Consider the following 24845-nt stretch of genomic DNA (forward strand, 5'->3'; position numbering starts at 1 on the left):
GGTTCAGTCTTCGAAGATGGCCACGGCGCGGGTGAAACCGGCCGAGGCGCCACGGATCTTGTAGGGAAAGCACGAGACGGTGAATCCGTGCGGCGGCAGGCTTTCCAGGTTGCCGAGCTTCTCTAGGTGGCAATAGGCGCGCGCCATGCCGGCGCGGTGCCCTTCCCAGATGATGGAAGGATCCGGGCTCTCGGCGAAGCGCTTGGCGGTGTGCACGAAAGGCGCGTCCCAGCTCCAGCCGTCGGTGCCGGTCACGCGCACGCCGCGCTCGGTCAGGTAGAGCGTCGCCTCCATGCCCATGCCGCAGCCCGCGGACACGTAGTCGGGCTGCCCGTAGCGCGCGCCGGCCGACGTGTTCACCAGCACGATGTCGTAGGGCTCGAGCACGTGGCCGATGCGGGCCAGTTCGGCCTCCACCTCCTCGGGCGTCACCACGTGGCCGTCGGGCAAGTGGCGGAAGTCCAGCTTCACGCCCCGGCTGAAGCACCACTCCAGCGGCACCTCGTCGATGGTGATGGCGCGCTCGCCGCCATCCATGGTCGAGTGGAAATGATAGGGCGCATCCAGGTGGGTGCCGTTGTGGGTCGAGACATTCAGCCGCTCGATGGCCCACCCCTCGCCCCCCGGCAGGTCCGCCACGTCCAGCCCGGGGAAGAAGGACGCCATGTCGGCGGCGGTCGAGCGGTGGTCGAGATAGGCGATCTGCGGCAGGTGGCCGGGGGGATCGGAGGCGATGCGGTCGTCCAGTGCGACGGAAAGATCGACGAAACGTCGAGGCATGAAGGGCTCCTTCGTTCAGCGTCCGAGCAGGCCGGTGGCCAGCCACGGAAATACCAGGATCAGGGCGAGCACCGCCAGCATGATGGCGGCGAACGGCAAGGCACCGCGGAAGATCTCGCCCAGTTTCAATGTGCGATCGGGCGAGGTTCCCTTGATCACGTAGACGGACAGGCCGAACGGCGGCGTCAGCAGGCCGACCTCGACGGCGATCACGGTGACGATGCCGAACCAGATGGGATCGATGCCGAAGGCCTTCATGATCGGATAGAACAACGGCACCACGATCAGCAGGATGGACGAGCTGTCCAGGATGGTTCCCATCGCGACGATCAGCAGCACGTAGGCGATGATGATGCCCCAGTAGCCGATGTCGCTGGCCGCGAGCGCCGCGGTCAGGAACTCCGGCAGGCCGCTCAGCGACAGCATGCGCGAGTACATGCTGGCCGCGATGATCAGGAAGCAGATGGCGGCGGTGACCTGGCCGGTGTCGGTCAATACCCGCCAGATGCGCCCGGGCGGCAGCGCGCGGCGGAACAGGCCGATCACGATCGCGCCCAGCGCGCCGACTGCGCCGGCCTCGGTGGGCGTGAAGAAGCCGCCATAGATGCCGCCCAGCACCAGGCCGATCAGCAGCACGATGGGCAGCGCCTTGCGTCCCATCGCGGCGGCCGACAGGGGCGCGACGTCCTCGGAAATGCTGGCGCCGGCGAAATCCGGACGGTTGCGGGCCAGCCAGTAGACGCCCAGGCCGAAGGCGATGGCCAGCACGATGCCCGGCACCACGCCGGCCAGGAACAGGTCGCCCACCGACTGCTCGGTCAGGATGCCGTACAGGATGAGCAGCAGGCTGGGCGGGATCAGCATGCCCAGCACCGAACTGCCCGCCACGATGCCGTAGGCGAAGCGCTTGGTGTAGCCGTGCCGCAGCATCTCGGGCACGGCCACCCGCGTGAACACGGCGGCCGAGGCGATCGAAATGCCGGTGATGGCGGCGAAGATCGCGTTGGCGCCCACGGTGGCGATGCCCAGTCCGCCCTTGATGCGGCCCAGCATGCGGTTGGCGACGTCGAACGCGTCGCGGCCGATGTCGGCCTGCGATACGACGAACCCCATCAGCACGAACAGCGGCACCACGCCGAAGATATAGGAGTCGATGGACTCGGTGGCGGCCAGCGCCAGCATGCGGCCGGTGATCAGGAAGCTGCCCTTGATCGCCAGCACGCCCAGGAAGGAACAGACGGCCAGCGCGATGGCGACGTGCATGCCGGCATAGATCAGCCCCACCATTCCGAACAGCGCCAGCGCGCCGATGACCAGATCGCTCATCATGCCCCCGCCTGCACGGCCCGGCCGTGCGTCGTCGCGGCCGCGCACAGCGCGCGCACCGCCCTGGCCAGGAACTGCAGGCCCAGCGCCACCGTCCCCACCAGCATGATCAGCCGCACCGGCCAGATCGGCGCGGTGAAGTCGCCGATCGCGCCTACGAACAGATCCCGGGTCCAGGCGCGCTCGAACAGCGGCACGAGGCCGTTGAACAGCACCGCGCAGAACGCGGCGCCGATCAGGCAGTACAAGGCCTCCAGCCCGGCCCGCCCGCGCGGCGCAAGCTTGTCCAGCAGCACCTCCGCCCGCGTCAGCCCGCCCAGCCGCAGCGAATGGGCCACCTGCAGGAAGACGATAGCGACGATGGACATGCTGACCATCTCGGGCACGCCCGAGATGGGATGGCCGAAGAACGCGCGGCCGACGATGTCGGAGTTGATGGCGACCATCACGCCCACGATCAGCAGCGTGCCGACCGCGTTCAGGGCCGCGGTGCAGGCATCCAGGATGCGCAGCAAGGGATGGTCGGACGGAGGGAGGAAATCTCCCTCGCCGGTGATGGGGACTTCAGACATGGATGACCTCGCCGCCCGGTTCAGTTCCGATCCCAGTCGCGCACCGGCTTGGCGCCGGCCGCCCGCACTTCCTTCATGTAGGCGTCCAGCACCTGCTTGGCCGGCAGCTTCTGCTTTTGCAGCTCGGCGACCCAGCCCTTGGTCGGGTCCTCGAGCGCCTTGGCATAGGCGCCCCGCAGGCTGGCCGAATCCGGATTGAGCTTGCCGCCCTTGGCGACCAGTTCGTCCAGCGCGGCGCGGGTGGCCTTGCGCAGGTCGTCGGTATACGCCTTCTCGAAGGCGTCGGCGCCGGCCTTCAATGCCTTCTTCAAGGCTTCCGGCTGGGCGTCGTACCAGTCCTTGTTGGCCGCGATGCCGCCCGAGTACTGAGCGCCGTAGCCGATCTGCGTGATGTAGGGCGCGACCTCCTGGATCTTGGCCGGCAGGGCCGCGGTGGCGAAGGTGACCACGCCGTCGTACAGGCCGGTCTGCAGCGAGTTGTAGTACTCGGTCAGGTTGCCCGCGACGCCCACCGCGCCCGTGCCCTTCATCCAGTTGATCGACGTGCCCGGCGTGCCGATCTTGCGGCCCTTGAGGTCGGCCATGCCCTTGACCGGAAACTTCGTGAACAACAGGTAGTCGTCCAGCCCGAAACCGCCGCCGATGTAGACGACGTCGTTCGCCTCCCAGGCCTTCATCATCGCCGGGATCTTGCGCTGCACGTCCTGTACCGCCTGCGTCACCAGGCCGGGATCGTCCGATACGAAGGGCGTGTAATAGGTGACGTTCTGCAGCGGCAACTTGGCCGGCTCGAAGATCGTGGGAACCAGCGCGATGTCGGCCACGCCGTCCTGGGCCGCTTCCAGCTCCTCGCCCACCTTGGCCAGCGAGCCGCCGTACTGCTGCTTCCATTCGAGCTTGATGTCCGTCCCCTCCAGCGCCTTGTTCACTGCCGGCACGAAGGACTCCTGCAGATGCTTGACCCAGCGGAACACCGGCGGATGGCCGTTGACCAGCGTCACGGTGATGGTCTTGGCCTGTGCCGCCATCGTGGCGGTGGCCAGCAAGGCCGCCAATGCGGCCGGCAGAATACGCATGCATGTCTCCTTGTCAGGGGGCCGGGCTCGTGGCGGCCCGGTTCTTGCGGCCGGGGCATGGCCCCGGGGAATCAACCGGCTCCGGAACCGGAGCGCGGGGAAAGAACGTGGGGACGGCCCGTGCGGCCGGCGGCACGGTCGGCCGCCAGCGCCTCGATGCCGGCGCTGATGAAAGGCACCAGGCGGGCCATGACGGCATCGACGTCGCTGTCGTCGCAGGCGCCGTCCGACAGGCGTCCTGCCCGCCCGGTGGCGGCCATCATGGTCATGCCCACGCCGATGGCGAACATGTAGGACCACACGGCATCGTCCTGCTCCAACTGCGGCAGGACACGGCGGAAGGCGGCGATGAAACGGCGGGCGATCGCGTCGTAGTGGGCGCCGATCAGCGTGCGCGAACGCTCGTCCTCGGCGTTGGCGGTGGCGGCCAGCACCCGCGAGAACAGATTGCCCGCCGGCCCCTCGTGGCCGAACTCCACCGTTGGCCGGAACAAGGCTTCCAGCAGGTCGCCCAGGGTGGGCCGCCCCTGCCCGTCCGGTCCGAACAGCCGGTCCAGCGCGGCCGCGCGGACGGCGTTGATGGCGTCGGAGCGGCGGGCGAACATGGCCTCGTACAGTTTTTCCTTGGTGCCGAAGTGGTAGTGCAGCAATGCCTGGGCCACGCCGGCTTCGTTGGCGATCTGCCGCATGCTGGTGCCATCGAAGCCGTGGGCGGCGAAAACCCCTTCGGCGGCGTCGAGGATGGCGGTCCGGGCGTTCTGGTCGGTCAAGGCGCGCTTCCTGGATAAGGATGCGCTAGCCTAGGCCCTGACTGATCGATCAGTCAACATAGGGTTAGCGAGCAGCCGGCTCCGGTGCCTGGCAGCCCGATGCCGTAGAATCCCGTACCCGTCCCGTGGGGAAACAAGCTGCGTCGCAAACAACGAGTTGAAAAAACGGCGGGTTTCGTGCTATTCTTGCGAGCTTTACGGCGTTGTCTTTGGCCCGCGAGAGCTCTCGCCCCGGGGAAAGCCCTTCGCAAGCGCGCTTTCCGGGCGCGGATGAAGCTGGCTTTCGGCGCACGTTTTCAACGCATTCTGGATTTTGCGCCGGGATGCCTTGAGAACCCGTGCGAACCGGGTCGGCATCCATCCTGCCAAACCGCGCCAGAAATTCGGGGCACAGTCCGGTATCGCCGGCCCCCGGATCCGTCTCCCGAATTCACGAAATAGCAGAAGAGGTGTCGCCATGGCACGAGTATGTCAAGTAACCGGTAAGGGTCCGATCACGGGCAACAACGTTTCTCACGCCAACAACAAGACCAAGCGCCGTTTCCTGCCGAACCTGCAATACCGCAAGTTCTGGGTGGAAAGCGAAAACCGCTGGGTTCGCCTGCGCGTCAGCACCAACGCCCTGCGCACCATCGACAAGAACGGCATCGAAGCCGTCCTGGCCGATCTGCGCGCTCGCGGCGAAGCCGTTTAATCACCGGATCCACAGGAGCACACCATGGCCGCCAAGGGTATTCGCGAAAAGATCAAGCTCGAGTCCACCGCCGGAACCGGGCATTTCTACACCACGACCAAGAACAAGCGCACCACCCCGGAAAAGATGCTGATCAAGAAGTTCGATCCGGTCGCGCGCAAGCACGTGGACTACAAGGAAACCAAGCTGAAGTAATCGGCTCGGTTTGCGAACAAACCCCGCCCAGGCGGGGTTTTTCTTTGCCCGCGGCAAACATCCGCCGCTATGCCCTGCCCGCGGCTTCCATCATCCGCCGGGCGCGCGCCAGCACCGGCGCATCCACCATCCGCCCTTCCAGCCGGAACGCGCCCCGCTGCCCCGCCGCCGCCTCGACGACGCGGCGGGCCCAAGCCAGTTCCGCGTCCGAAGGACTGAAGGCCTCGTTGATGGCGGCGACCTGCACGGGGTGCACGCACAGCATGCCGCCCATGCCCGCCCCGCGCGCCCGCGCGGCTTCGGCGCGCAGGCCGTCGATGTCGTCCAGTTGCGGGTGTACGCCGTCGAGCGGCGCGGGCAGGTCCGCGCCGCGCGCGTGAAGCAGCATGCGGTGCCGGGCATCGTCCAGGACCGCCCGGCCCGCCGCCGACACCGGGTCCAGGTCGAGGTCCAGCGCGAAATCCAGGCTCCCGAACACCAGCCGCTCCACCCCCGGCGCATCGGCGATGGCCGCCAGCGCCAGCACGCCGCGCGCGCTTTCGATCAGCGGCCACACGGGCCGGCCAGCCGGCGCCGCGCGCGCCATATCCGCCGCCGACTCCGACTTGGGCAGCATCACCGCGGCCACCGCGGGACTGGCGGCGCACAGCGCAATGTCCTCGTCGAAATAGATCGTCTGGATCGCATTGACGCGCACCACCACCGATCGGTCCGCGCAAGCTTTCAGGGATGCCGCCACGGCCACGCGCGCGGCCGCCTTGGCGCCGGGTTCGACCGCGTCCTCCAGGTCCACGATGACGGCATCGGCGCCGCTGGCCAGCGCCTTGGGCAGCCGCTCGGGCCGGTCCCCCGGCACGAACAGGGCGGAGCGCACGCGCTTCATGCGCCCGCCACCCGATTGCGCAGCCTGCCGATGCCATCGACTTCGCATTCGATCAGATCGCCAGGCCTCAAATAGCCCGAGGCGGGAACGATGCCGTTGCCTCCCGACCATTTGCCGCCGAGCTCCTTGTCGGTGGACCAGGCCGTACCGCTGGGCGTGCCCGTGATGATCACCATGCCCGGCCGCAGCGTCAGGTTGATCGAAAACACATGGACAAGTTCGGCCACGCTCCAGATCATCTGTGCGGTATTGCTATTCTGCCGCAGCTCGCCATTGACCCAGGAACGGATGCCCAGGCCTTGCGGATCGGGGATCTCTTCGGCGCCGACAATGTACGGGCCCAGCGGAGCGCTGGTATCGAATACCTTACCGCGGCCCAGCTCGTACCAGCTACTGCCGTCCGGCCGAAAGCGCACCTGGCGATCGCGAGCCGTGACGTCGTTGACGATGGTATAGCCGAACACATGCTCCAGCGCCCGTTCGCGTGGAATGTGCCGCCCCGGCTTGCCGATGACCACGCCCAGCTCGACCTCGCCGTCCAGTTTGCGCGTCAGCACCGGATCGTGGACGATCTCGTCGTGCGGGCCGACGACGCAGTCGGCGGTCTTGAGGAAGAACTCCGGCTCTTTGCCGCTTGTGTCGGAGCCGGCCTTTTCGGCGTTGTGGCTCAGGTAGTTGCTGCCCGCGCACAGGATGGTGGAAGGCAGCATGGGGGCGCAGAGCTGCACGTCATCTAGCGCCACGCGTCCCACACCCCGCTCGGCGGCGAGCGCCACCGCCCGCGCACCGAGTTCCCGGGACTGCGGGGCATGGCGGATCACCTCGGTCATGTCGGCAAACCAGCTCACTTGCGGCCCCAGCCCGCCAACGGCTTGTTCGAGCGCTTGCGGATCAACCAGGTACGCGCCGTCGAGGATGGCCACGCGCTTGACGCCGTCACGGCGATACATTGCATATTTCATGGATTCCCTTTTTATTCGAGTTTGCCGATGCTGTTGATGATCTGCGTCTGATGCCGCTCGTCGGCTCGCCAGAAGGCCTCGAATTCCGGCGCATCCAGATACTGGACGGGCGTCCCCATTCCTGTCATGGCCTTGACGAAAGCCGGATCGGCCGCTGCTTCCTTGACGACGGTGCGCAGCTTCGCCATGACGGGCTCGGGCAGGCCCGTCGGCGCGAATAGTCCGGCCCAAAGATAGTATTCAGCGTCGTAGCCGAGCTCTTTCAGCGTCGGCACATCGGGCAGGCTGGCCAGGCGCTCGGCGCTCTGAACCGCCAGCGGCTTGAACTTGCCGCTCTTGATATGGCCGGAAATGTTGCCATAGGTCTGCGTCGAGGCCTGGACATGTCCACCTAACAGCGCCGTCACTTGTTCGCCGCCGCCGCCATACGGCACGTGCAGCAGCTTGATTCCCGCGGCGTGGGCAAAACGCTCCATCGCTACATGCGTAGTGCCGTAGATTCCGGATGAACTGAAGCTGATCGTGCCGGGCTTGACCTTGGCCGCCTCCACCAGCTCACGCACGGACTTCCAGGGCGCATCGTCGCGCACCACCAGCACGGTGGGATCGGCCGATATGCGAGCGATGGCGGCAAATTGCGAGGTGGAATATGAAGGTGTCTTGCCCGTCAGCTTGTCGGCGGGGGGAATTGCCGAAATACTGGCCAACGCCATCATGAGCGTATAGCCATCTGGAGCCGCCTTGGCCACATGAGCCATTCCCACTCCACCCCCTGCTCCTGGCCGGTTCTCGACGATGACCGGTTGCCCCAGACGCTTGGCCATGACAGGCGCCAGCGGACGCGCCGTGGTGTCCGACACGCCACCCGGCGAGAACGGCACGACCAACGTAATGGGACGGGAAGGGTAGTTGTCCGCCGCGAGCGCGGCGAGTGGACACAATAAAGCGACGGCGAAGCACGCAAGGCCTCGATTCATTGGTAGTCTCCTGAGTCGTTTTTTGCTTTCGTTTTGGCGCGTGCCGCTGGCGGCCACGCAGTGCCTACACTATCACGCGTGGCACGATTTTTTCTGCCGAAGACGCCCCTCTGCCAGCCGACGGCCCGGCATTTCCTGCCGCGCACCGGAGATCCTCTGATCGAAAATATCAGGGCACCAGGCACGATTCTCGCAGCCGACTCGCCCGCATCATGACGCTACTACATGCCGCGCACGCAGCGCGGCGATCTCGGCTTCGCCATAGCCGAGTTCGGCCAGGATGGACAAGGTATCTTCACCCAGGGCCGGTATCCGGTCCATGCGGGCCGCATAGGCGCCGCCCGCTCCTGGCGGCAGCAACACGGGCAACATGCCGGCCGGGCTTGCCACCTCGGTCCAGCGCTGGCGGGCCGCCAGCTGCGGGTGGGACCAGACGCCTGCCATGTCGTTGACGCGGGCGTTGGCGATCTGGGCGTCGTCCAGCGCCGCCATGACCTGTTCGGTGTTCATGCCGGCGAAGACCTCCACGATGATGTCGCGCAGCGCCGCCCGGTTTTCGGTGCGCCGCGAATTGGCATCGAAACGGGGGTCGCCGGCCAGTTCCGGCCGCGCCAGCACCCGTTCGCAGAACACGCGCCATTCGCGCTCGTTCTGCAGGCCGAGCATCACGGTGCCGCCATCGCCGGCGGGAAACGGGCCGTAGGGGTAGATGGTCGCGTGCGAGGCGCCCGAGCGCGGCGGCGGGGGCGCGCCGTCGAACGCGTAGTACATGGGGTAGCCCATCCACTCGACCATGCTCTCGAGCATGGAGACGTCGATGCGGCTGCCCTTCCCCGTCGTGGCCCGCAGCAGCAGCGCGGCCAGGATGTTGGAATAGGCGTACATGCCGGCGGCGATGTCGGCCACCGAGGCCCCGGCCTTGGACGGTTCTTCGGGCGTGCCCGTGACCGACAGGAAACCTCCTTCGCTTTGGATCAGCAGGTCGTAGGCCTTCTTGTCGCGATACGGGCCGCTGTCGCCGTAGCCGGAGATGTCGCAGACGATCAGCCTGGGATGGCGCGCGTGCAGCGCCTCGAACGACAGCCCCAGCCGATCGGCGGCGCCGGGCGCCAGGTTTTGCACCAGGACGTCGACGCGCGGCAGCAGCCGCTCCAGCACCTCGCGCGCGCCGTCCTGCTTCAGGTCCAGCGCCAGGCTTTCCTTCGACCGGTTGGTCCAGACGAAGTGGGACGACAGCCCGCGGACGCGCTCGTCGTAGCCGCGCGCGAAGTCCCCCGTCCCCGGGCGTTCGATCTTGATCACGCGGGCGCCCAGGTCGGCCAGTTGCCGGGTGCAGAACGGCGCCGCGATGGCGTGCTCGAGGCTCAGCACGGTGACGCCGTCCAGCGGACGCGGCGGGGTCGGTAGAAGAGAGGCGGTCACCGGCGTGCTCACTGGACTACCCTCCTGTCGCTGCGCGACATCCTCTCCGAGGGAGGTCGCGCGCCCTTCGGGCGGTCGGGCGGGCGCGCTCATGCAAGCTCCGGCATGAAATCGGACAGCTCGCGCGCGTGCCGCAGGCTCCACAGGCGGGGAATCCAGGCATCGATCTCCGCCGGCGTCGCCGCGCCGGAGAAAGCCGCCAGGCGCCTCAGCTTGGATTCCAGCTCGGGGCGCGACAAGGTGTTGTCCGGGTCGCCCTTGGGGCTGTCGATGGCGGCGGACAGGCGCCGGCCATCGCGCGTCTCCACCTCGACCCGTCCCAGCCAGCGGGCGGGATAGGCGCGGTCGACCTCGTCGTCCATCACCATGGTCGTGCGCCGGCGGACGTCCGCCACCGCGGGATCGGTCAGCGCATGGTCGCGGAATTCCTCCAGGCCGGCGCGGCCGTGGACCGCGATCAGGCCCAGCACCGTCCCCATCGAGAACTTCGCCTGATGCACGGTGCTGGGTTCGTCCACGTTGCCCAGCACATCGATCGCGGCGCGGTGCACCCGGGCGCGGATCGAAGCGATGTCGCCGTGGGCGATGCCTTCGGTACGCATCAGCTGCAACAGCGCATCGGCGGCCGGATGGGTATGGCGGCACGAGGCATGGAACTTGAACGATGTCTCCAGCGTGGCCCAGCGCCGGCCCAGGCGATCGTTCAGCCGGGCCGGATCCGCGTCCGAGGACATGCCCGCCGCCATGCCCTGCCGGCCTTCGAGCACGCCGTGCGCGCCGGTCAGGCCATCCTGTGCCAGGTAGGCGGCCAGGAGCCCGTTCGCGGCCGCCTGGCCAGTATGGAGCTGCTTGGAATCGGCGGCCTCGCGCAGGAATTCCCACAGGCCCGAGGCTTGCGTGCCGGCCGACCCCAGCGTGTGCGCCAGCGTCCGCGCATCCTGCCCCATCAGCCTGGCCACGCCGGCCGCGGCCGCCAGCGTGCCCACGGTGCCGGTCGTATGGAAGATGCGGTAGTGCGACCGACCCAGGAATTCGCCGATGCGCACGCCGGCCTCATAGCCGGCCACCGCCGCCACGAGCATCTCGCTACCCGACTTGCCCAGGTCCTGCGCCGCGGCGAACACGGCCGGAAACACCACCGTGGCCGGATGCAGCACCGAGCTGTTGTGCAGGTCGTCCTGCTCGACCAGGTGCGAGGCGGCGCCGTTGACCAGCGCGGCGAAATGCGCCGACGTGGTCCGCCGGTTGGTCAGGATCGCGCAGCGCCCCGCTTCGGGCCCCATCGCCGCGGCATAGCGCTCGAACAGCGGCACCGGATGCCCGCCCTTCCCGGCCAGGGCCGATGCCACCCAGTCCAGGAACAGGTCTTCGATCCGGTCCGCCACCGGCGCGGGCAGGTCCTTGAAACGCAGTGCCGCCAGGAATTCGCACAGGGAGGCGGTGGCGCCGTCCCGCGCCAGGCTGGTCTTGTCCATGGACGCGCCTCAGAAGGAACGCGGCAGCCCCAGCAGGTGCTCGGCCACGTAGGAAAGGATGAGGTTGGTCGAGATCGGCGCCACCTGGTAGAGGCGCGTTTCGCGGAACTTGCGCTCGACGTCGTATTCGCAGGCGAAGCCGAAGCCGCCGTGCGTCTGCAGGCAGACGTTGGCCGCTTCCCACGAGGCCTTGGCGGCCAGGTACTTGGCCATGTTGGCGCTGGCGCCCGCCGCGACGCCGGCGTCGTATTCGCGGCAGGCGCGCCAGCGCATCAGGTCCGCGGCCTCGACCTCGATGTGGGCCTCGGCGATGGGAAACTGCACGCCCTGGTTCTGCCCGATCGGACGACCGAACACCTGCCGCTCGCCGGCGTAGCTGCGCGCGCGCTCGACGAACCAGCGGCCATCGCCGATGCACTCGGCGGCGATCAGCGTGCGTTCGGCGTTCAGCCCGTCCAGGATGTAGCGAAAGCCCTTGCCTTCCTCGCCGATCAGGCTGTCGGCCGGCAGCTCCAGGTTGTCGAAGAAAAGTTCGTTGGTCTCATGGTTGACCATGTTGGCGATGGGGCGCACCTCCATGCCATGGCCGATCGCCTCGCGCAGGTCGACCAGGAAGATGGACATGCCCTCGGTCTTCCTGGCGACCTCGGCCAGGGGCGTGGTGCGGGCCAGCAGGATCATCAGGTCGGAGTGCTGCACGCGCGAGATCCAGACCTTCTGTCCGTTGACCACATAGCGGTCGCCGCGCCGCACGGCGGTGGTCTTGATCCGGGTCGTATCGGTGCCCGTGGTCGGCTCCGTCACGCCCATGGACTGCAGGCGCAGCTCGCCGCTGGCCAGGCGCGGCAGGAAATGATCCTTCTGCGCCTGCGACCCGTGGCGCACCAGTGTGAACAGGTTGTACATCTGCCCGTGCACGGTGCCCGAGTTGCCGCCGCAGCGGTTGACCTCCTCCAGGATCACCGATGCCTCGGACAGCCCCAGGCCCGATCCGCCGTACTCGGCGGGAATCATCGCCCCCAGCCATCCGGCCTCGGTCAGCGCGCGCACGAACGCCTCGGGGAATCCCCGGGCCTCGTCCACCCCGCGCCAATAGGCGGCGTCATAGTGGGCGCACAGGGCGCGCACGCCCTGGCGGATGTCGTCGTACTCTTCCATGCCATCTCCGGTGACAAACAGCCGTTCGCGCCTCCGCGCGGGCCGCCGTTGCTATCTCTGCTCGTAGCGCAGTTCGCCGCGCTGGATCGCGCCCTGCGCATTGCCGGCCCAGACCCGGGCCACGCCGTCGTCCGCCATCCGCCCCGCCGCCTCGAAGGGCGTGGGCGCGATCAGCGGCCGTACACCCCGATACGAGAAATGCGTCGGCCGCAGCGACGAATGAGCACGCACGAAGGCGCCCACCAGCAATGTCGCGATCAGCGGGCCGTGCACCACCAGGCCGGCATAGCCTTCCTCGTCCGTGGCATAGGGCCAGTCGTAGTGGATGCGGTGGCCGTTGAAGGTGACCGCCGAATAGCGGAACAGCATGGTGGAGGTCGGCACGATGGTCTCCGACCATCCGGCTTGCGGCACGGGCTCCGGATCGGCGGTACGCGGCGGGGACGGCTCGCGGTAGACGATGTCCTGTTCCTCGCGCACGGCCAGGCCGCCGCGCTGTTCGTAGTCGTGGCGCACGGTCACGAACAGCAGGGAACCGGTGCGCCCCGCCTTCTCCTGCACCGACAGGATGGTCGAATGGCGCGTGGCGTCCTCGCCCACCACCAGCGGCCGATGGAACGCCAGCCGGCCACCGGCCCACATGCGATTGCGCCGGTCGGCCGGCGGCAGGAAGCCGCCGCGGGCGGGATGACCGTCGGCGCCCAGTCCGGCCGCGTCCACCGGCTCCTGGAAATACGCCCAATGCCACAGCTCGGGCAACGCGCTGCCCGGCTCGGGCGCCGCCTGCCCCAGGGTGGCGGCGATGCGCCGCGCCAGGTTGCCGGTGATCTGGTCGGACGAGGTTTCTGTGCGCCCGATCCAGTCGCGCGGGGATGGAGCCTGGTCCTGGCTCATGCTTGCTCCTTGCGGGCCGCCCATGGGCGCCGCCTTGCGTGAAATGCCGCCAGCATGCACCCGCGCCAGCCTTCTGTAAATTTTGATTTTCCTCATCCAGTCTTCGCCAAAACGGAAGGGATCAGGTAAGGTGAATGCTTTCCCCCACACGTGCCGCCATGCATCTCGACCTGGCCGACCTCAGGCTTTTCATCCACGTGGCCGAAGCGCCCAGCCTGACGCAGGGCGCGCGGCGCGCCCATCTTTCGCTGACCGCCGCCAGCACCCGCATCAAGTCGCTGGAAACCCGGCTCGACGCCCGCCTGCTGTACCGGAACAGCCGCGGGGTAGAGCTGACGCCCGCCGGCCGGCGGCTGCTGGAGCACGCCCGGCAGGTCATGCGGCAGGTCGATTCGCTCAAGAACGATTTCGCCGATGGCAGCACCGGCACCACGGGCCATATCCGCATCTTCGCCAACACCACCGCCGTCACCGAGTTCATGCCCGAGATCCTGGCGCGTTTCCTGGCCGGGCGGCCCGGCGTGACGGTGGACCTGCAGGAACGGCTGACCCGCGACATCATCCGCGGGGTGATGGATGGCTCGACCGACCTGGGCATCACCGCCGGCCCCATCAACGCCCCCGGCCTGGAGCGCCTGCACTTCAGCACCGACCGGCTGGTACTGGCCGTCCCGACCGTCCATCCGCTGGCCGCGCGGGGCCGGGTTACCCTGGACGACACCTTGCGCTATCCCCACATCAGCCTGCACGAGGGCAGCACCATGCTGACCTTCCTGCGTGAACAGGTCGAAAACCGGGGCGCGGGGCTCATCCTGCGCATCCAGGTCTCGAGCTTCGAGGCCATCTGCCGGATGGTGGAGGCGGGCGTCGGCATAGGCGTGATCCCCGAGTCGGCGGCGCGCCGCCACCGGCGCACGATGGAGCTGTCCATCGTGGAGCTGGACGAGCCGTGGGCCGTGCGCGAACGCGACCTGCTGGTGCGCGAGCTCGAGGCCCTGCCCGCCTGCGTGCGGGCGCTGGTCGACGCGGTCCGGGCCTACGGGGAACAGACCGCCGCGCACGCGGCAGGCGGCGCGGCCTCGCCCGCGAAGGACTAAAATCGCGGGCTTGCACGGCCACGGCCGCGTCCTTCCCCGCCGGCCCGCCGCGCGGGCGTTCCACCCATCGCACAAGAGACCACGGCTTCATGGGTCATGCCACGTCCCGCCAGGGCAGCTACCGGATCATCGCGCTGATCGTCGCCAGCGCGTTCTTCATGGAGCAACTGGACTCCACCATCATCTCGACCGCGCTGCCGGCCATGGCGCAGTCCCTGGGCACCGACCCGGTCCGCATGAACTTCGCCATGACGGCGTACCTGCTCAGCCTGGCGGCCTTCATCCCGATCAGCGGCAAGATCGCCGACCGCTTCGGCACGCGCAACACCTTCCGCGGCGCGATCACGCTGTTCGTCGTCAGCTCCGTGCTGTGCGGCCTGGCGCAGAACCTGCCGTGGCTGATCGGCGCGCGGCTGCTCCAGGGGGCGAGCGGCGCCATGATGGTGCCGGTGGGCCGGCTGGTGCTACTGCGCACGGTGGAAAAGTCCCAGCTGGTCTCGGCCATGTCCTGGGTGCTGTTTCCCGCGATGATAGGCCCGGCCGTCGGGCCCCTGATCGGCGGCTTCCTGACCACCTACCTGTCCTGGCACTGGATCTTCTTCATCAACGTGCCGATCGGGCTGGCCGGCATCGCGCTCGCCACCACCTACATCCCCGATATCCGCAGCGACGCGCCGCCCTCGTCGTTCGACTACGTGGGCTTCGCCCTGGCCGCCGCCACGCTGGCCAGCCTGATCGTCGGGCTGGAAGGACTGGGCCACGGCGGCCTGTCCCCGACCGCGCTGCTCCTGCTGGGCGCCGCGGCCGCCTGCGCGCTGGCCTACGCCTGGCACAGCCGCCGGCATACCGACCCCGTGCTGGACTTCAGCCTGATGCGCATCCCCACCTTTCGCGTGGCGATGCGCGGCGGCTTCCTGTATCGGGTGGCCTACGGCTCCTTCCCCTTCCTGATGCCGCTGATGCTGCAACTGGGCTTCGGCCTGTCGGCCGCCGAAAGCGGCGCCATCACCTTCGCCGGGGCCGTGGGCGGCCTGGTCATGAAGGCGATCTCGGTGCGCTTTTTGCGGGCCTTCGGCTATCGCCGGGTCATGATCTGGAACGGCCTGCTGTCTGCGGTGTTGCTGGGCCTGTGCGGTGCGTTCCGGCCGGAATGGCCGCTGGCGGCGATCTACCTGCTGCTGCTCCTGGGCGGCCTGGCGCGCTCGTTGCAATTCAACGCCTACGGCACCATCGTCTACGCCGACGTGCCGCAGCCCCGCATGAGCGCGGCGACCAGCCTGGCCAGCACCAACCAGCAGATGACGGCGGCGCTGGGCATCGGCCTGGCCGCGCTGGTGCTCGACACCTCGAGGCATGCGCTGGGCCATGCGGCCGTGCAACTGACGGACTTCACCCTGGCCTTCGCCGCCATGGGTCTCCTGGGCGTGCTGGCCGTCACCCAGTGCCGCGAACTGCCGGCCAACGCCGGCGCCGAACTGAGCGGCCACCGCCGGCGGGACGGTGAACCGGCGCGCGGCTGACCCCTATCGCCGCGCGGCCCCAAAAGAAAAAAGGAGCCGAGGCTCCTTTTTTCTTGTTTCCGACCAGCAGGCTCAGGTCGCGTAGCTGCGCAGCCTGGCCGAGAACTCCTCGAGCCGCGCGATGCCGCTTTGCTGGGCGCGGTTGCACCAATCCTGCAGATCGCGCAGCAGCTGTTCGCTGGAGGCGCTGGACCGCTCCCAGATGGCGGCCAGTTCGCGCCGCATCTCGACCAGGATGGCCAGCGAGCGGTGGTCCGCCAGCACGGTATTGATCGCGGAACGGTGCGAATCGGGAAGCGACTCGTCGTCGGCGCGGTGCAGCAGGGCCTTCGCCCGCCGCAGCAGCTTCCACTGCAGATGGGATTCCTTGGCGGCCTTCAGCCGGGCGATCTCGTCGCGGCAGGCATGCTTGAGCAGGTCGGCATAGCGCGCCATGATTTCGTAGCGATGCGTGATCACGGCCTGCAGGGTCTCCAGGTCGACCGGCTTGCCGTGCGCCAGCCGCACCTTGGGCGCGACCTTCTTGACCTTGGCCAGGCGCAGGATCTCCAGGGCACGGATATAGCCCCAGCCGATGTCGAACTCGTACCACTTGGTGGAGAACCGCGCCGACGAGGCATAGGCGTGGTGGTTGTTGTGCAGTTCCTCGCCGCCGATGACGATGCCCCACGGGAAGACGTTGCGGCTGGCATCCGGGCTGGCGTAGTTGCGGTAGCCCCAGAAATGGCCGATGCCGTTGACCACGCCGGCCGCCCAGAACGGGATCCAGATCATCTGTACCGCCCAGACGGTCAGGCCGATCGCACCGAACAGCGCGACGTCGATCACCATCATCAGCCCCACGCCCTGCCAGCCGAAGCGCGAATAGACATTGCGCTCGACCCAGTCATCGGGGGTGCCGTGGCCGAACTTGTCCAGCGTCTCGCGGTTGGTCGCCTCGTCGCGATACAGTTCGGCGCCCTGGAAGAACACCTTGCCGATGCCGTACACCATGGGCGAATGGGGATCCCCTTCACGCTCGCAGCGGGCGTGGTGCTTGCGGTGGATCGCCACCCACTCCTTGGTGACCATGCCGGTGGTCAGCCACAGCCAGAACCGGAAGAAATGCGCGATGGCCGGATGCAGGTCCAGCCCGCGGTGCGCCTGGCTGCGATGCAGGTAGATCGTGACGCCGAGAATGGTGATATGGGTGACTACCAGGGTGAAGGCGACGATCTGCCACCATGACGCGCCAAGCAGACCATCGGACAAGAACGAAAGCACAAAATCCATATCACCTCACAGACAGGCCGGCGGCAGTGCCGGCGCGGGAGGCGCCTCGCGCCTCGAAGAAACTCAACTCGTCGACCCTGGTCACCGATGGCGGGACCAAGGTCTTGGAAAGCGGACGGCGGCGGCGGTTCCCCAGGGGAAACCCGCGGCCGGACGGCGGAAAGGCCGGAATCCGGCGCGCCGCCATGCGCCCGACACGATAACGCGAATCTTGGGGCGGGACGACCCCTTTCAAAGAGGGGGATAACCCTAGCTCAAACAGGGTTATCGATCCTCTTGGCCACGGCTCGGCGCCGATCCGGTCGCCTCGTCCTGGGTAGGCTGGCCGTCCGGGCCCTCGATTTCATCGCCCAGGCCCGCCACTTCCGCATCCGGCTCGGGCAGTTCGGCCTGCGCCGCTGCAACCTGGACGGCTGCCGGACCGTGGCGCCGTTGAAACACCGCGGCAAAGAAACCATCGGTGCCGTGCACGTCGGGACGCAGTTTCAGATAGGGCCCGGGCAGCGACAGCGCCCCTGCCCGATCGGCCAGCAGCTCGGGGGCCGACAGCAGCTCGAATTCGGGGTGGGCGGCCAGGAACGCCTCGACCTGCCCTTCGTTCTCGACGCGCAGGATGCTGCAGGTCGCATAGACCAGCCGGCCGCCGGGGGCCACGCAGCGCGCGGCCGACGCCAGGATGCTGCGCTGGAGCGCGCACAGGTCGGACACGCTCTCGGGGCTCTGGCGCCATTTCAGGTCGGGATTGCGCCGCAGCGTCCCGGTGCCGCTGCACGGTGCATCCACCAGCACCCGGTGCGCCTTGCGCGCCAGGCGCTTGACGCGGGCGTCGTTCTCGTTGGCGATCACCACCGGCACGACGTTGGACAACCCGCTGCGCGCCAGGCGAGGCTTGAAGCGCGCCAGCCGGGTGTGCGAGACGTCCAGGGCATACAGCCGCCCGGTCGACCGCATCAGCGCCCCCAGCAACAGCGTCTTGCCGCCGGCGCCGGCGCAGAAGTCGATCACCATTTCCCCGCGCCGGGGAGCGACCAGCAGCGCGAGCAACTGGCTGCCCTCGTCCTGGACCTCGATGCTGCCGTCCTCGAAGCGCCCCCACCGGGTCAGCGCCGGCCGGCCCTGCAGCCGGATGCCGAACGGCGAATACGGCGTCGGCTCGGCCATCTCGGAAGCCACGCCCGCCCGCAATTCGGCCAGGATGGTTTCGCGATCGGCCTTCATCGGGTTGACGCGGATGTCCAGCGGCGCGGCGCGATTGAGCGCGGCCAGCAGGCTGTCGCTGTCCGGTTCGATGGCCAGCGCCTCGGACAGCCAGTCGGGAATGCTCAGGCGGATCTCGCGCGGCAGTGCCGCCTGGTCGATGGCGGACACGCGGCGCAGCCAATCCGCCTCATCGGCATCGAGGGCCGGCAGGATTCCGTCGCGGCCCAGCGTGGACGCCAGCCCCAGGATGGCCAGGCGGCGCGTGGCCGCGCCCCGCCCGCCCTCGGCCACGTGGCGGTAGCGCCGCAGGTGGCGCAGCACGTCGTAGACCGCCTCGGCCACCGTGCCGCGATCGCGCCCGCCCAGCTTGGGGTGGTCGCGGAACCAGCGGGACAGCACCTGGTCGGCCGGGCCGGACCATTGCAGGATCTCGCCCAGCGCGGAGCGCACCTGCTCGATGCGCTGCGCAACGGGATTGGCGCCCGCCGTGGCGGCGCGCCGCGCGCCGGGCCGTGCCTGCTGGCCACCGGGGCGCCGCCCGCCCTGGGCCTGCCGCGCTGAAGAACTCGAACGCTCGGATGTCATGCCTCGTCTCCCCGCGAAACTGCCGCCGCCCGCGGCGCCAGGCCGAACGCGCGGTCGGCCACGCCGTCCACCGTGACCTTGCCGTCTTCCAGCCCCACCCGCCCATGCGCCAGCCAGGACGCCACGGCCGGATAGACCACGTGCTCGATGGACAGCACGCGCTCGGCCAGGGCGTCTTCGGTATCGCCCTCGCACACCGGTACCACGCCCTGCGCGATCATGGGGCCATGGTCCAGCACCGGCGTGACGAAATGCACGGTGCAGCCGTGGACCCGCACCCCCGCTTCCAGGGCCTGACGGTGGGTGGCCAGGCCCGGAAACAGCGGCAGCAGCGACGGGTGGATGTTGACCAGCCTGCCGGCATAATGCCGCACGAAATCATCGGTGAGTATGCGCATGAAACCGGCCAGCAGCACGTAGTCGGGCTCGAAGGCGTCGATCTCGCGGGCCAGCGCGGCATCGAACGAGGCACGATCGGGATGGTCGCGATGGGGCACCACCCGCGTGGGGATGCCCATTGCGGCGGCCCATTCAAGACCGGAGGCCTGTTCGCGGTTGGCGATCACGGCGGCCACCTCGGCGGGCCAGCCCTGGTCGCGGCAGGCCTGCGTGATGGATTGCATGTTGCTGCCGCGGCCGGAAATCAGGATGACGAAACGGCACCGGCGGGCCGGGGAAAAATGAGAGGCTTTCACCGGAGGATTGTAGCATCGGGGCCGACTCGACCCGGCGTCTCCAGCGGCCCGATGGCGACGCGCCTATAATCAAGGACCTGCCCCCCGGCAGCTAGAATTCGACTCCCAGCTACCGCTTTGTCACCGGCTTGAATCCGTCCGCCCCATCCGCTTCGCCGTCCGCCCTGCGTATATTCCGGGGCCTGCCGCCGCCTTCGCTGCGCCGTCCGTGCGCGCTGGCGATCGGCAACTTCGACGGCGTGCACCGTGGCCACCAGGCCATCTTGGCCCGGGTGCGCGAGGCGGCCCAGACCCGGGACCTCGTGCCGACGGTCATGACCTTCGAGCCCCACCCCCGGGAATTCTTCGCCGAACTGCACAAGCGCCCCGAACTGGCACCCACCCGCATCGCCGGATTGCGCGACGAACTGTGTGCCCTGGCCCGCTACGGCATGCGGCACGTGGTGGTGGAACGCTTCAATGAACGCCTGGCCTCCATGCCCGCCCAGGCCTTCATCGACCGGCTGCTGATCGAGGGCCTGCACGTGAAATGGCTGCTGGTGGGGGACGACTTCCGCTTCGGCGCCCACCGCACCGGCGACATCGCGCTGCTGCGCGCCAACGCCGCGCGCCATGGCTTCGAGGTCGAGTCCATGGAGTCGGTCACCGACCAGGGCCAGCGCATTTCCAGTTCCGCCATCCGCACGGCGCTGGCGGTCGGCGACCTGGACCGCGCCGCCGAGCTGCTGGGCCACCCCTACAGCGTCAGCGGCCACGTCATCCACGGCCAGAAACTGGGCCGCACGCTGGGCTTTCCCACGCTGAACCTGCGCGTCTCGCGCCGCTGCCCGGCCTTGTCCGGCATCTTCGTCGTGCAGGTGCACGGGCTGGCCTCCCGGCCGTTGCCCGGCGTGGCCAGCCTGGGGGTACGCCCCACGGTCGACGACAGCGGGCGTGTCCTGCTGGAAGTCCACGTGTTCGATTTCAGCGGCAACGCTTACGGTAAACTCGTACAGGTGGAATTCCTGAAAAAGCTGCGCGACGAAGAAAAATTCGTCGATCTGCCGACGCTGAAAGCGGCGATCGAGGACGACGCGCGCCAGGCCCGGGCCTATTTCGCGTCCAGCCACCTGGGCCAGGCCGATCTGGCCACTTCCGCGACCGATCGAATTAGTAGTTAGGCCCCCCCCTACGCGCTGACGCGCGCCCCCCAGGGGGCGATGCGGGTGGACCGGCGGAGCCGGATCCACCGCATCCTGGGCGCTGCCAAGCTGGCGGCGCGGCCCACGATATTTGTGAAGCTTGCCTGCCCCGCGGACGGGGCCGATGTGCAAAATCCTGTTTTTCCATGGACTATAAGAAAACTCTCAACCTTCCCGACACTCCGTTCCCCATGCGCGGCGATCTCGCCAAGCGCGAGCCCGGCTGGGTCGCGACCTGGGAAGAGAAGCACCTGTACCAGGCCATCCGCGCGGCCAGCGCCGGACGGCCGCGTTTCGTGCTGCATGACGGTCCGCCCTACGCCAACGGCGACATCCACCTGGGGCACGCGGTCAACAAGATCCTGAAGGACATCATCGTCAAGAGCCGCACGCTGGCCGGCTTCGATGCGCCCTACGTGCCGGGCTGGGACTGCCACGGCATGCCCATCGAGATCCAGATCGAGAAGAAATACGGCAAGGGGCTGCCGGTGGCCGAGGTACAGTCCAAGGCGCGCGCCTACGCGACCGAGCAGATCGACCGCCAGCGCAAGGACTTCAAGCGCCTGGGCGTGCTGGGCGACTGGGATCACCCCTACCTGACCATGAACCCGCGCAACGAAGCCGACGAGCTGCGCGCGCTGGGCACCATCCTGGAAAAAGGCTTCGTCTTCCGCGGCCTGAAGCCGGTGAACTGGTGTTTCGACTGCGGCTCGGCGCTGGCCGAGGCCGAGGTCGAGTACGCCGACCGCACCGACCCCGCCATCGACGTGGCCTTTCCCTTCGCCGATCGCCCCGCGCTGGCCAAGGCCTTCGGGCTGCCCGCGATCGACGAGGAAGGCGCCATCGTCATCTGGACCACGACGCCGTGGACCATCCCCTCCAACCAGGCGCTGAACGTCCACCCCGAGATCGACTACGCGCTGGTGCGCGTGAAGACGCCGCAGGCGTGGGGCACGCTGCTGGTCCTCGCCCGCGAGCGCGTCGAGACCTGCCTGCAGGCCTGGGACCTGGAAGGCGAGATCGTCGCCACCTGCAAGGGCCTGGCCCTGGACCACATCGCCTTCCACCATCCGCTGGCCCGCAAGGACCCGGGCTACGACCGGCTCTCGCCCATCTACCTGGGCGACTACGTGACCCTGGACACCGGTACCGGCATCGTGCATTCGGCGCCGGCCTACGGCATCGAGGACTTCATCTCCTGCAAGAACAACGGCATGCCCGATGCCGACATCATCAGCCCCGTCATGGGCGATGGCCGCTATGCCTCGACGTTGCCGCTGTTCGGCGGCCTGACCATCTGGGATGCCAACCCGAAGATCGTCGCCGCGCTGGAGGAAGCCGGCACGCTGCTCAAGGTCGAGAAGCTGCGCCACAGCTACATGCACTGCTGGCGCCACAAGACGCCCATCATCTACCGCGCCACCAGCCAATGGTTCGCGGGCATGGACATCCTGCCCGCCGAAGGCGGCGGCACGCTGCGCGAACGCGCGCTGGAGGGCATCGAGGCCACCCGCTTCTATCCGTCCTGGGGCAAGGCCCGGCTGCATGCCATGATCGCCAACCGGCCCGACTGGACGCTGTCGCGCCAGCGCCAATGGGGCGTTCCCATGGCCTTCTTCGTGCACCGCGAAACGGGCGAGCTGCACCCCCGCACGCCCGAGCTCATCGAACAGGTCGCACAACGCATCGAGCAGGGCGGCATCGAGGCCTGGCAATCGCTGGATCCGCGCGAACTGCTGGGCGACGAGGCCGATCTGTACGAGAAGAATCGCGACACGCTGGACGTGTGGTTCGATTCCGGCACCACCCACCAGACCGTGCTGCGCGGCTCGCATGCCGCCGACGGCGCCTGGCCGGCCGACCTGTACCTGGAAGGTTCGGACCAGCACCGCGGCTGGTTCCACTCGTCGCTGCTGACCAGCTGCATGCTGAACGGCACGCCGCCCTACAAAGCCCTGCTCACCCACGGCTTCACCGTGGACGGACAAGGCCGCAAGATGAGCAAGTCGCTGGGCAACACGCTGGCGCCGCAGAAGATCTCCGACACGCTGGGCGCCGAGATCCTGCGCCTGTGGATCGCCAGCACCGACTACTCGGGCGAGCTGTCGATCTCGGACGAGATCCTCAAGCGTGTGGTGGAATCGTATCGCCGCATCCGCAACACGCTGCGCTTCCTGCTGGCCAACCTGAGCGACTTCGATATCGCCACCCAGGCCGTGCCCGACGCGCAGATGTTCGAGATCGACCGCTACGCGCTGGCCATGACGGCCCGCCTGCAGGAAGAAATCACGGCGCTGTACGACCGCTATGAATTCCACCCGGCCACGGCGCGGCTGCAGACCTTCTGCTCGGAAGACCTGGGCGCGTTCTACCTCGACATCCTGAAGGACCGCCTCTACACCACCGCCCCTGCCAGCGTGGCGCGGCGGTCGGCGCAGACGGCGCTCTGGCACGTCACGCAGGCGCTGCTCAAGCTGATGGCGCCCATCCTCTCGTTCACCGCCGAGGAAGCCTGGGCGCTGGTCAAGCAGGGATCGCTCACCATCTTCACGGAAACCTTCCATGCGGTGCCGGCCCAGCCGGACGCCGGGGCCCTGCTCGAGAAATGGGGCCGCCTGCGCCACTTGCGCGGGGAAGTCACCAAGAAGCTGGAGGAAGTTCGTGCGGCGGGCGGCATCGGCTCCTCGTTGCAGGCCGAGATCGACATCCACGCGCCGGCATCCGACTACGCGCTGCTTTCCAGCCTGGGCGAGGACCTGCGCTTCGTGCTGATCGTCTCGCGCGTGGGCGTGCATGCCGCCGAGGGTGAACTGCGGATCGACGTCGCGCCGTCCGGCCACAAGAAGTGCGAGCGTTGCTGGCACTGGCGCGAGGACGTGGGCGTCGATCCCGAACAGCCCGAGATCTGCGGCCGCTGCGTCGCCAATCTCGAGGGCACGGGCGAACCGCGCGAGTTCGCCTGATGGGCGCGCCCGTCCCGCGTTCCCGGCTGGCCGCCTGGCTGGCCGTCGCCGCGCTCATCATCGTCGCCGACCAGGTCACCAAGGTCGCGGTGGACAAGCTGTTCGCCTACGGCGAGCGGCTGCCGCTGCTGCCGGTGCTGGACCTCACCCTGCTGTACAACCGCGGCGCGGCCTTCAGTTTCCTGGCCGGCGCCGACGGCTGGCAGCGCTGGTTCTTCACCATCCTGGCGCTGGCGGTGTCCGGCTTCATCGTCTGGATGCTGTCCCGCCACGGCCACCAGCGGCTGTTCTCGTGGGCCCTGACCCTGATCCTGGGCGGTGCCCTGGGCAACGTGATCGACCGCTTCATCCACGGCCACGTCATCGACTTCGTGCTGGTGCACTACGGCGACTGGTTCTTCCCCGCGTTCAACCTGGCGGATTCGGCCATCACGGTCGGCGCGGTGCTGTTGATCATCGATGAAGTAAGGAAGAAACCTTCCTCTGCATAATAGAGCAGCTACTTGTCCACGTTGCGGCCGGACTCCAGCATTTCGGCCGCGGCTTCGTAGATCCCACCATCTCGGCGCCCCACAACCAGAACGACAATGTCTGGTGGGGTCGCCTCGTCCCGCACCAAATAGACCAATCTGTAGCCGACGCCGCGTAGCTTGATCTTGTAGCAATCGACCAAGGGCGGGCGAAGTTGTGAGCCTGGTAGCCGTGGAGTCTCCAGCCGTTTTTTCAACGCGGCTTTGAACAGGGTCCTGAGAGAACCATCCAACCCATCCCACTCTTGCCGAGCCTCAGGCAGGAAGAATAGTTTGTACGACATTTACAGGTCGTCGAGGCTGACTTCGACGGCCTGGTCGAGGGACTTCAGGCGCGAGCGCACCAATGGTTCGAGTTGGCGTTCGTCGTACAACTCGGCCATTTGCGCCATGAGCTCCGGGGAGACGGTGTAGAAGGCAGGGCGATTATGGTTGAGCACGGCTACCGGCTGCCCATGGGCCTCCTCGACCACCTTGCCAGGGTTCTGCTTGAACTCGGAGATGCTGACGGTCAGCAAGCTATGGATCTCTTCCATGCAGCCTCCTAAATAGGGCTAAATTTAGCCCTATTTTGCCAGGGGAGGCGTGTAGTGTCCAGGTTCAAGTAAAGAGCCCGTT

General features: G+C 67.9%; 24 protein-coding genes. 7 read left to right on the forward strand and 17 right to left on the reverse strand.

Annotated elements, in window-relative coordinates:
- Positions 1-3: 3 nt before the first annotated feature.
- The 5 genes from N5K27_RS15430 to N5K27_RS15450 all read right to left on the reverse strand — a co-directional run bounded on the left by N5K27_RS15430 (position 4) and on the right by N5K27_RS15450 (position 4524).
- On the reverse strand, positions 4-780 hold the full coding sequence (locus tag N5K27_RS15430; RefSeq protein ID WP_087839575.1) for a cyclase family protein: 777 nt from the start codon (positions 778-780) through the stop codon (positions 4-6).
- Positions 781-795: 15 nt separating this feature from the next.
- Positions 796-2109 (reverse strand): TRAP transporter large permease, encoded by a 1314-nt coding sequence (locus N5K27_RS15435; protein WP_243724428.1) that lies wholly within the window; start codon positions 2107-2109, stop codon positions 796-798.
- Complete coding sequence (locus N5K27_RS15440; RefSeq protein WP_279817414.1) at positions 2106-2678, reverse strand: TRAP transporter small permease; 573 nt, start codon at positions 2676-2678, stop codon at positions 2106-2108. The genes N5K27_RS15435 and N5K27_RS15440 overlap by 4 nt, the downstream gene beginning before the upstream one ends.
- Before the next feature lie 20 nt (positions 2679-2698).
- The gene (locus tag N5K27_RS15445) at positions 2699-3754 is read right to left on the reverse strand and encodes a C4-dicarboxylate TRAP transporter substrate-binding protein (RefSeq protein ID WP_087839578.1); all 1056 of its coding nucleotides are present in this window, start codon (positions 3752-3754) and stop codon (positions 2699-2701) included.
- A gap of 71 nt (positions 3755-3825) precedes the next feature.
- Entirely contained in the window at positions 3826-4524 is a 699-nt protein-coding gene (locus N5K27_RS15450) for a TetR/AcrR family transcriptional regulator (protein WP_087839579.1), read from the reverse strand.
- Positions 4525-4981: 457 nt separating this feature from the next.
- Here N5K27_RS15450 and rpmB point away from each other — a divergent pair, with 457 nt between their 5' ends.
- The gene (gene rpmB, locus N5K27_RS15455) at positions 4982-5218 is read left to right on the forward strand and encodes a 50S ribosomal protein L28 (protein WP_087839580.1); all 237 of its coding nucleotides are present in this window, start codon (positions 4982-4984) and stop codon (positions 5216-5218) included.
- Between the two features lie 24 nt (positions 5219-5242).
- Positions 5243-5413, forward strand: a complete 171-nt coding sequence (gene rpmG / locus N5K27_RS15460; RefSeq protein ID WP_087839581.1) for a 50S ribosomal protein L33 — start codon at positions 5243-5245, stop codon at positions 5411-5413.
- Positions 5414-5480: 67 nt separating this feature from the next.
- Here rpmG and N5K27_RS15465 read toward each other — a convergent pair whose 3' ends face one another.
- From N5K27_RS15465 to N5K27_RS15495, 7 genes are all read right to left on the reverse strand, one after another.
- Positions 5481-6296, reverse strand: a complete 816-nt coding sequence (locus N5K27_RS15465) for a CoA ester lyase (RefSeq protein ID WP_279817415.1) — start codon at positions 6294-6296, stop codon at positions 5481-5483.
- The gene (locus N5K27_RS15470; RefSeq protein WP_165963074.1) at positions 6293-7246 is read right to left on the reverse strand and encodes a fumarylacetoacetate hydrolase family protein; all 954 of its coding nucleotides are present in this window, start codon (positions 7244-7246) and stop codon (positions 6293-6295) included. The genes N5K27_RS15465 and N5K27_RS15470 overlap by 4 nt, the downstream gene beginning before the upstream one ends.
- A gap of 23 nt (positions 7247-7269) precedes the next feature.
- The gene (locus N5K27_RS15475) at positions 7270-8235 is read right to left on the reverse strand and encodes a tripartite tricarboxylate transporter substrate binding protein (RefSeq protein WP_279817416.1); all 966 of its coding nucleotides are present in this window, start codon (positions 8233-8235) and stop codon (positions 7270-7272) included.
- 210 nt (positions 8236-8445) lie between these two features.
- Complete coding sequence (locus tag N5K27_RS15480) at positions 8446-9669, reverse strand: CaiB/BaiF CoA-transferase family protein (RefSeq protein WP_279817417.1); 1224 nt, start codon at positions 9667-9669, stop codon at positions 8446-8448.
- Between the two features lie 77 nt (positions 9670-9746).
- On the reverse strand, positions 9747-11132 hold the full coding sequence (locus N5K27_RS15485) for an MmgE/PrpD family protein (RefSeq protein ID WP_087839586.1): 1386 nt from the start codon (positions 11130-11132) through the stop codon (positions 9747-9749).
- 9 nt (positions 11133-11141) lie between these two features.
- Entirely contained in the window at positions 11142-12290 is a 1149-nt protein-coding gene (locus N5K27_RS15490; RefSeq protein WP_087839587.1) for an acyl-CoA dehydrogenase family protein, read from the reverse strand.
- Positions 12291-12341: 51 nt separating this feature from the next.
- Positions 12342-13184 carry a MaoC family dehydratase N-terminal domain-containing protein gene (locus N5K27_RS15495; RefSeq protein WP_279817418.1) on the reverse strand — a complete coding sequence of 281 codons (843 nt, stop codon included), beginning with the start codon at positions 13182-13184 and terminating at the stop codon, positions 12342-12344.
- A 158-nt stretch (positions 13185-13342) separates the two neighbouring features.
- Between N5K27_RS15495 and N5K27_RS15500 the strand changes: the two genes are divergently transcribed.
- Both N5K27_RS15500 and N5K27_RS15505 read left to right on the forward strand, forming a co-directional pair.
- Positions 13343-14281: a LysR family transcriptional regulator gene (locus tag N5K27_RS15500; protein WP_087839589.1), complete on the forward strand. Its 939-nt coding sequence runs from the start codon at positions 13343-13345 to the stop codon at positions 14279-14281.
- Positions 14282-14370: 89 nt separating this feature from the next.
- The gene (locus N5K27_RS15505) at positions 14371-15801 is read left to right on the forward strand and encodes a DHA2 family efflux MFS transporter permease subunit (protein ID WP_132979313.1); all 1431 of its coding nucleotides are present in this window, start codon (positions 14371-14373) and stop codon (positions 15799-15801) included.
- A gap of 72 nt (positions 15802-15873) precedes the next feature.
- On the opposite strand, the gene N5K27_RS15510 is transcribed toward N5K27_RS15505, so the two are convergent.
- The 3 genes from N5K27_RS15510 to purN form a co-directional block, all read right to left on the reverse strand.
- Positions 15874-17073 carry a fatty acid desaturase gene (locus N5K27_RS15510; RefSeq protein ID WP_087839591.1) on the reverse strand — a complete coding sequence of 400 codons (1200 nt, stop codon included), beginning with the start codon at positions 17071-17073 and terminating at the stop codon, positions 15874-15876.
- Positions 17074-17337: 264 nt separating this feature from the next.
- Positions 17338-18858, reverse strand: a complete 1521-nt coding sequence (locus N5K27_RS15515) for an RsmB/NOP family class I SAM-dependent RNA methyltransferase (RefSeq protein ID WP_132979314.1) — start codon at positions 18856-18858, stop codon at positions 17338-17340.
- On the reverse strand, positions 18855-19553 hold the full coding sequence (gene purN, locus N5K27_RS15520; protein ID WP_132979315.1) for a phosphoribosylglycinamide formyltransferase: 699 nt from the start codon (positions 19551-19553) through the stop codon (positions 18855-18857). The genes N5K27_RS15515 and purN overlap by 4 nt, the downstream gene beginning before the upstream one ends.
- Positions 19554-19717: 164 nt before the next feature.
- Here purN and N5K27_RS15525 point away from each other — a divergent pair, with 164 nt between their 5' ends.
- The 3 genes from N5K27_RS15525 to lspA all read left to right on the forward strand — a co-directional run bounded on the left by N5K27_RS15525 (position 19718) and on the right by lspA (position 24188).
- The gene (locus tag N5K27_RS15525; RefSeq protein WP_279817471.1) at positions 19718-20713 is read left to right on the forward strand and encodes a bifunctional riboflavin kinase/FAD synthetase; all 996 of its coding nucleotides are present in this window, start codon (positions 19718-19720) and stop codon (positions 20711-20713) included.
- A 167-nt stretch (positions 20714-20880) separates the two neighbouring features.
- Entirely contained in the window at positions 20881-23697 is a 2817-nt protein-coding gene (gene ileS, locus N5K27_RS15530; protein WP_279817422.1) for an isoleucine--tRNA ligase, read from the forward strand.
- Positions 23697-24188 (forward strand): signal peptidase II, encoded by a 492-nt coding sequence (gene lspA / locus N5K27_RS15535; protein WP_279817423.1) that lies wholly within the window; start codon positions 23697-23699, stop codon positions 24186-24188. Before ileS ends, lspA begins: the two co-directional genes overlap by 1 nt.
- Positions 24189-24196: 8 nt before the next feature.
- On the opposite strand, the gene N5K27_RS15540 is transcribed toward lspA, so the two are convergent.
- Positions 24197-24511, reverse strand: a complete 315-nt coding sequence (locus N5K27_RS15540; RefSeq protein WP_087839596.1) for a type II toxin-antitoxin system RelE/ParE family toxin — start codon at positions 24509-24511, stop codon at positions 24197-24199.
- Positions 24512-24763 (reverse strand): type II toxin-antitoxin system prevent-host-death family antitoxin, encoded by a 252-nt coding sequence (locus tag N5K27_RS15545; RefSeq protein WP_087839597.1) that lies wholly within the window; start codon positions 24761-24763, stop codon positions 24512-24514.
- Positions 24764-24845 lie beyond the last annotated feature (82 nt).

The organism is Pigmentiphaga sp. GD03639, from assembly GCF_029845405.1.
GTDB lineage: Bacteria > Pseudomonadota > Gammaproteobacteria > Burkholderiales > Burkholderiaceae_B > Pigmentiphaga > Pigmentiphaga daeguensis.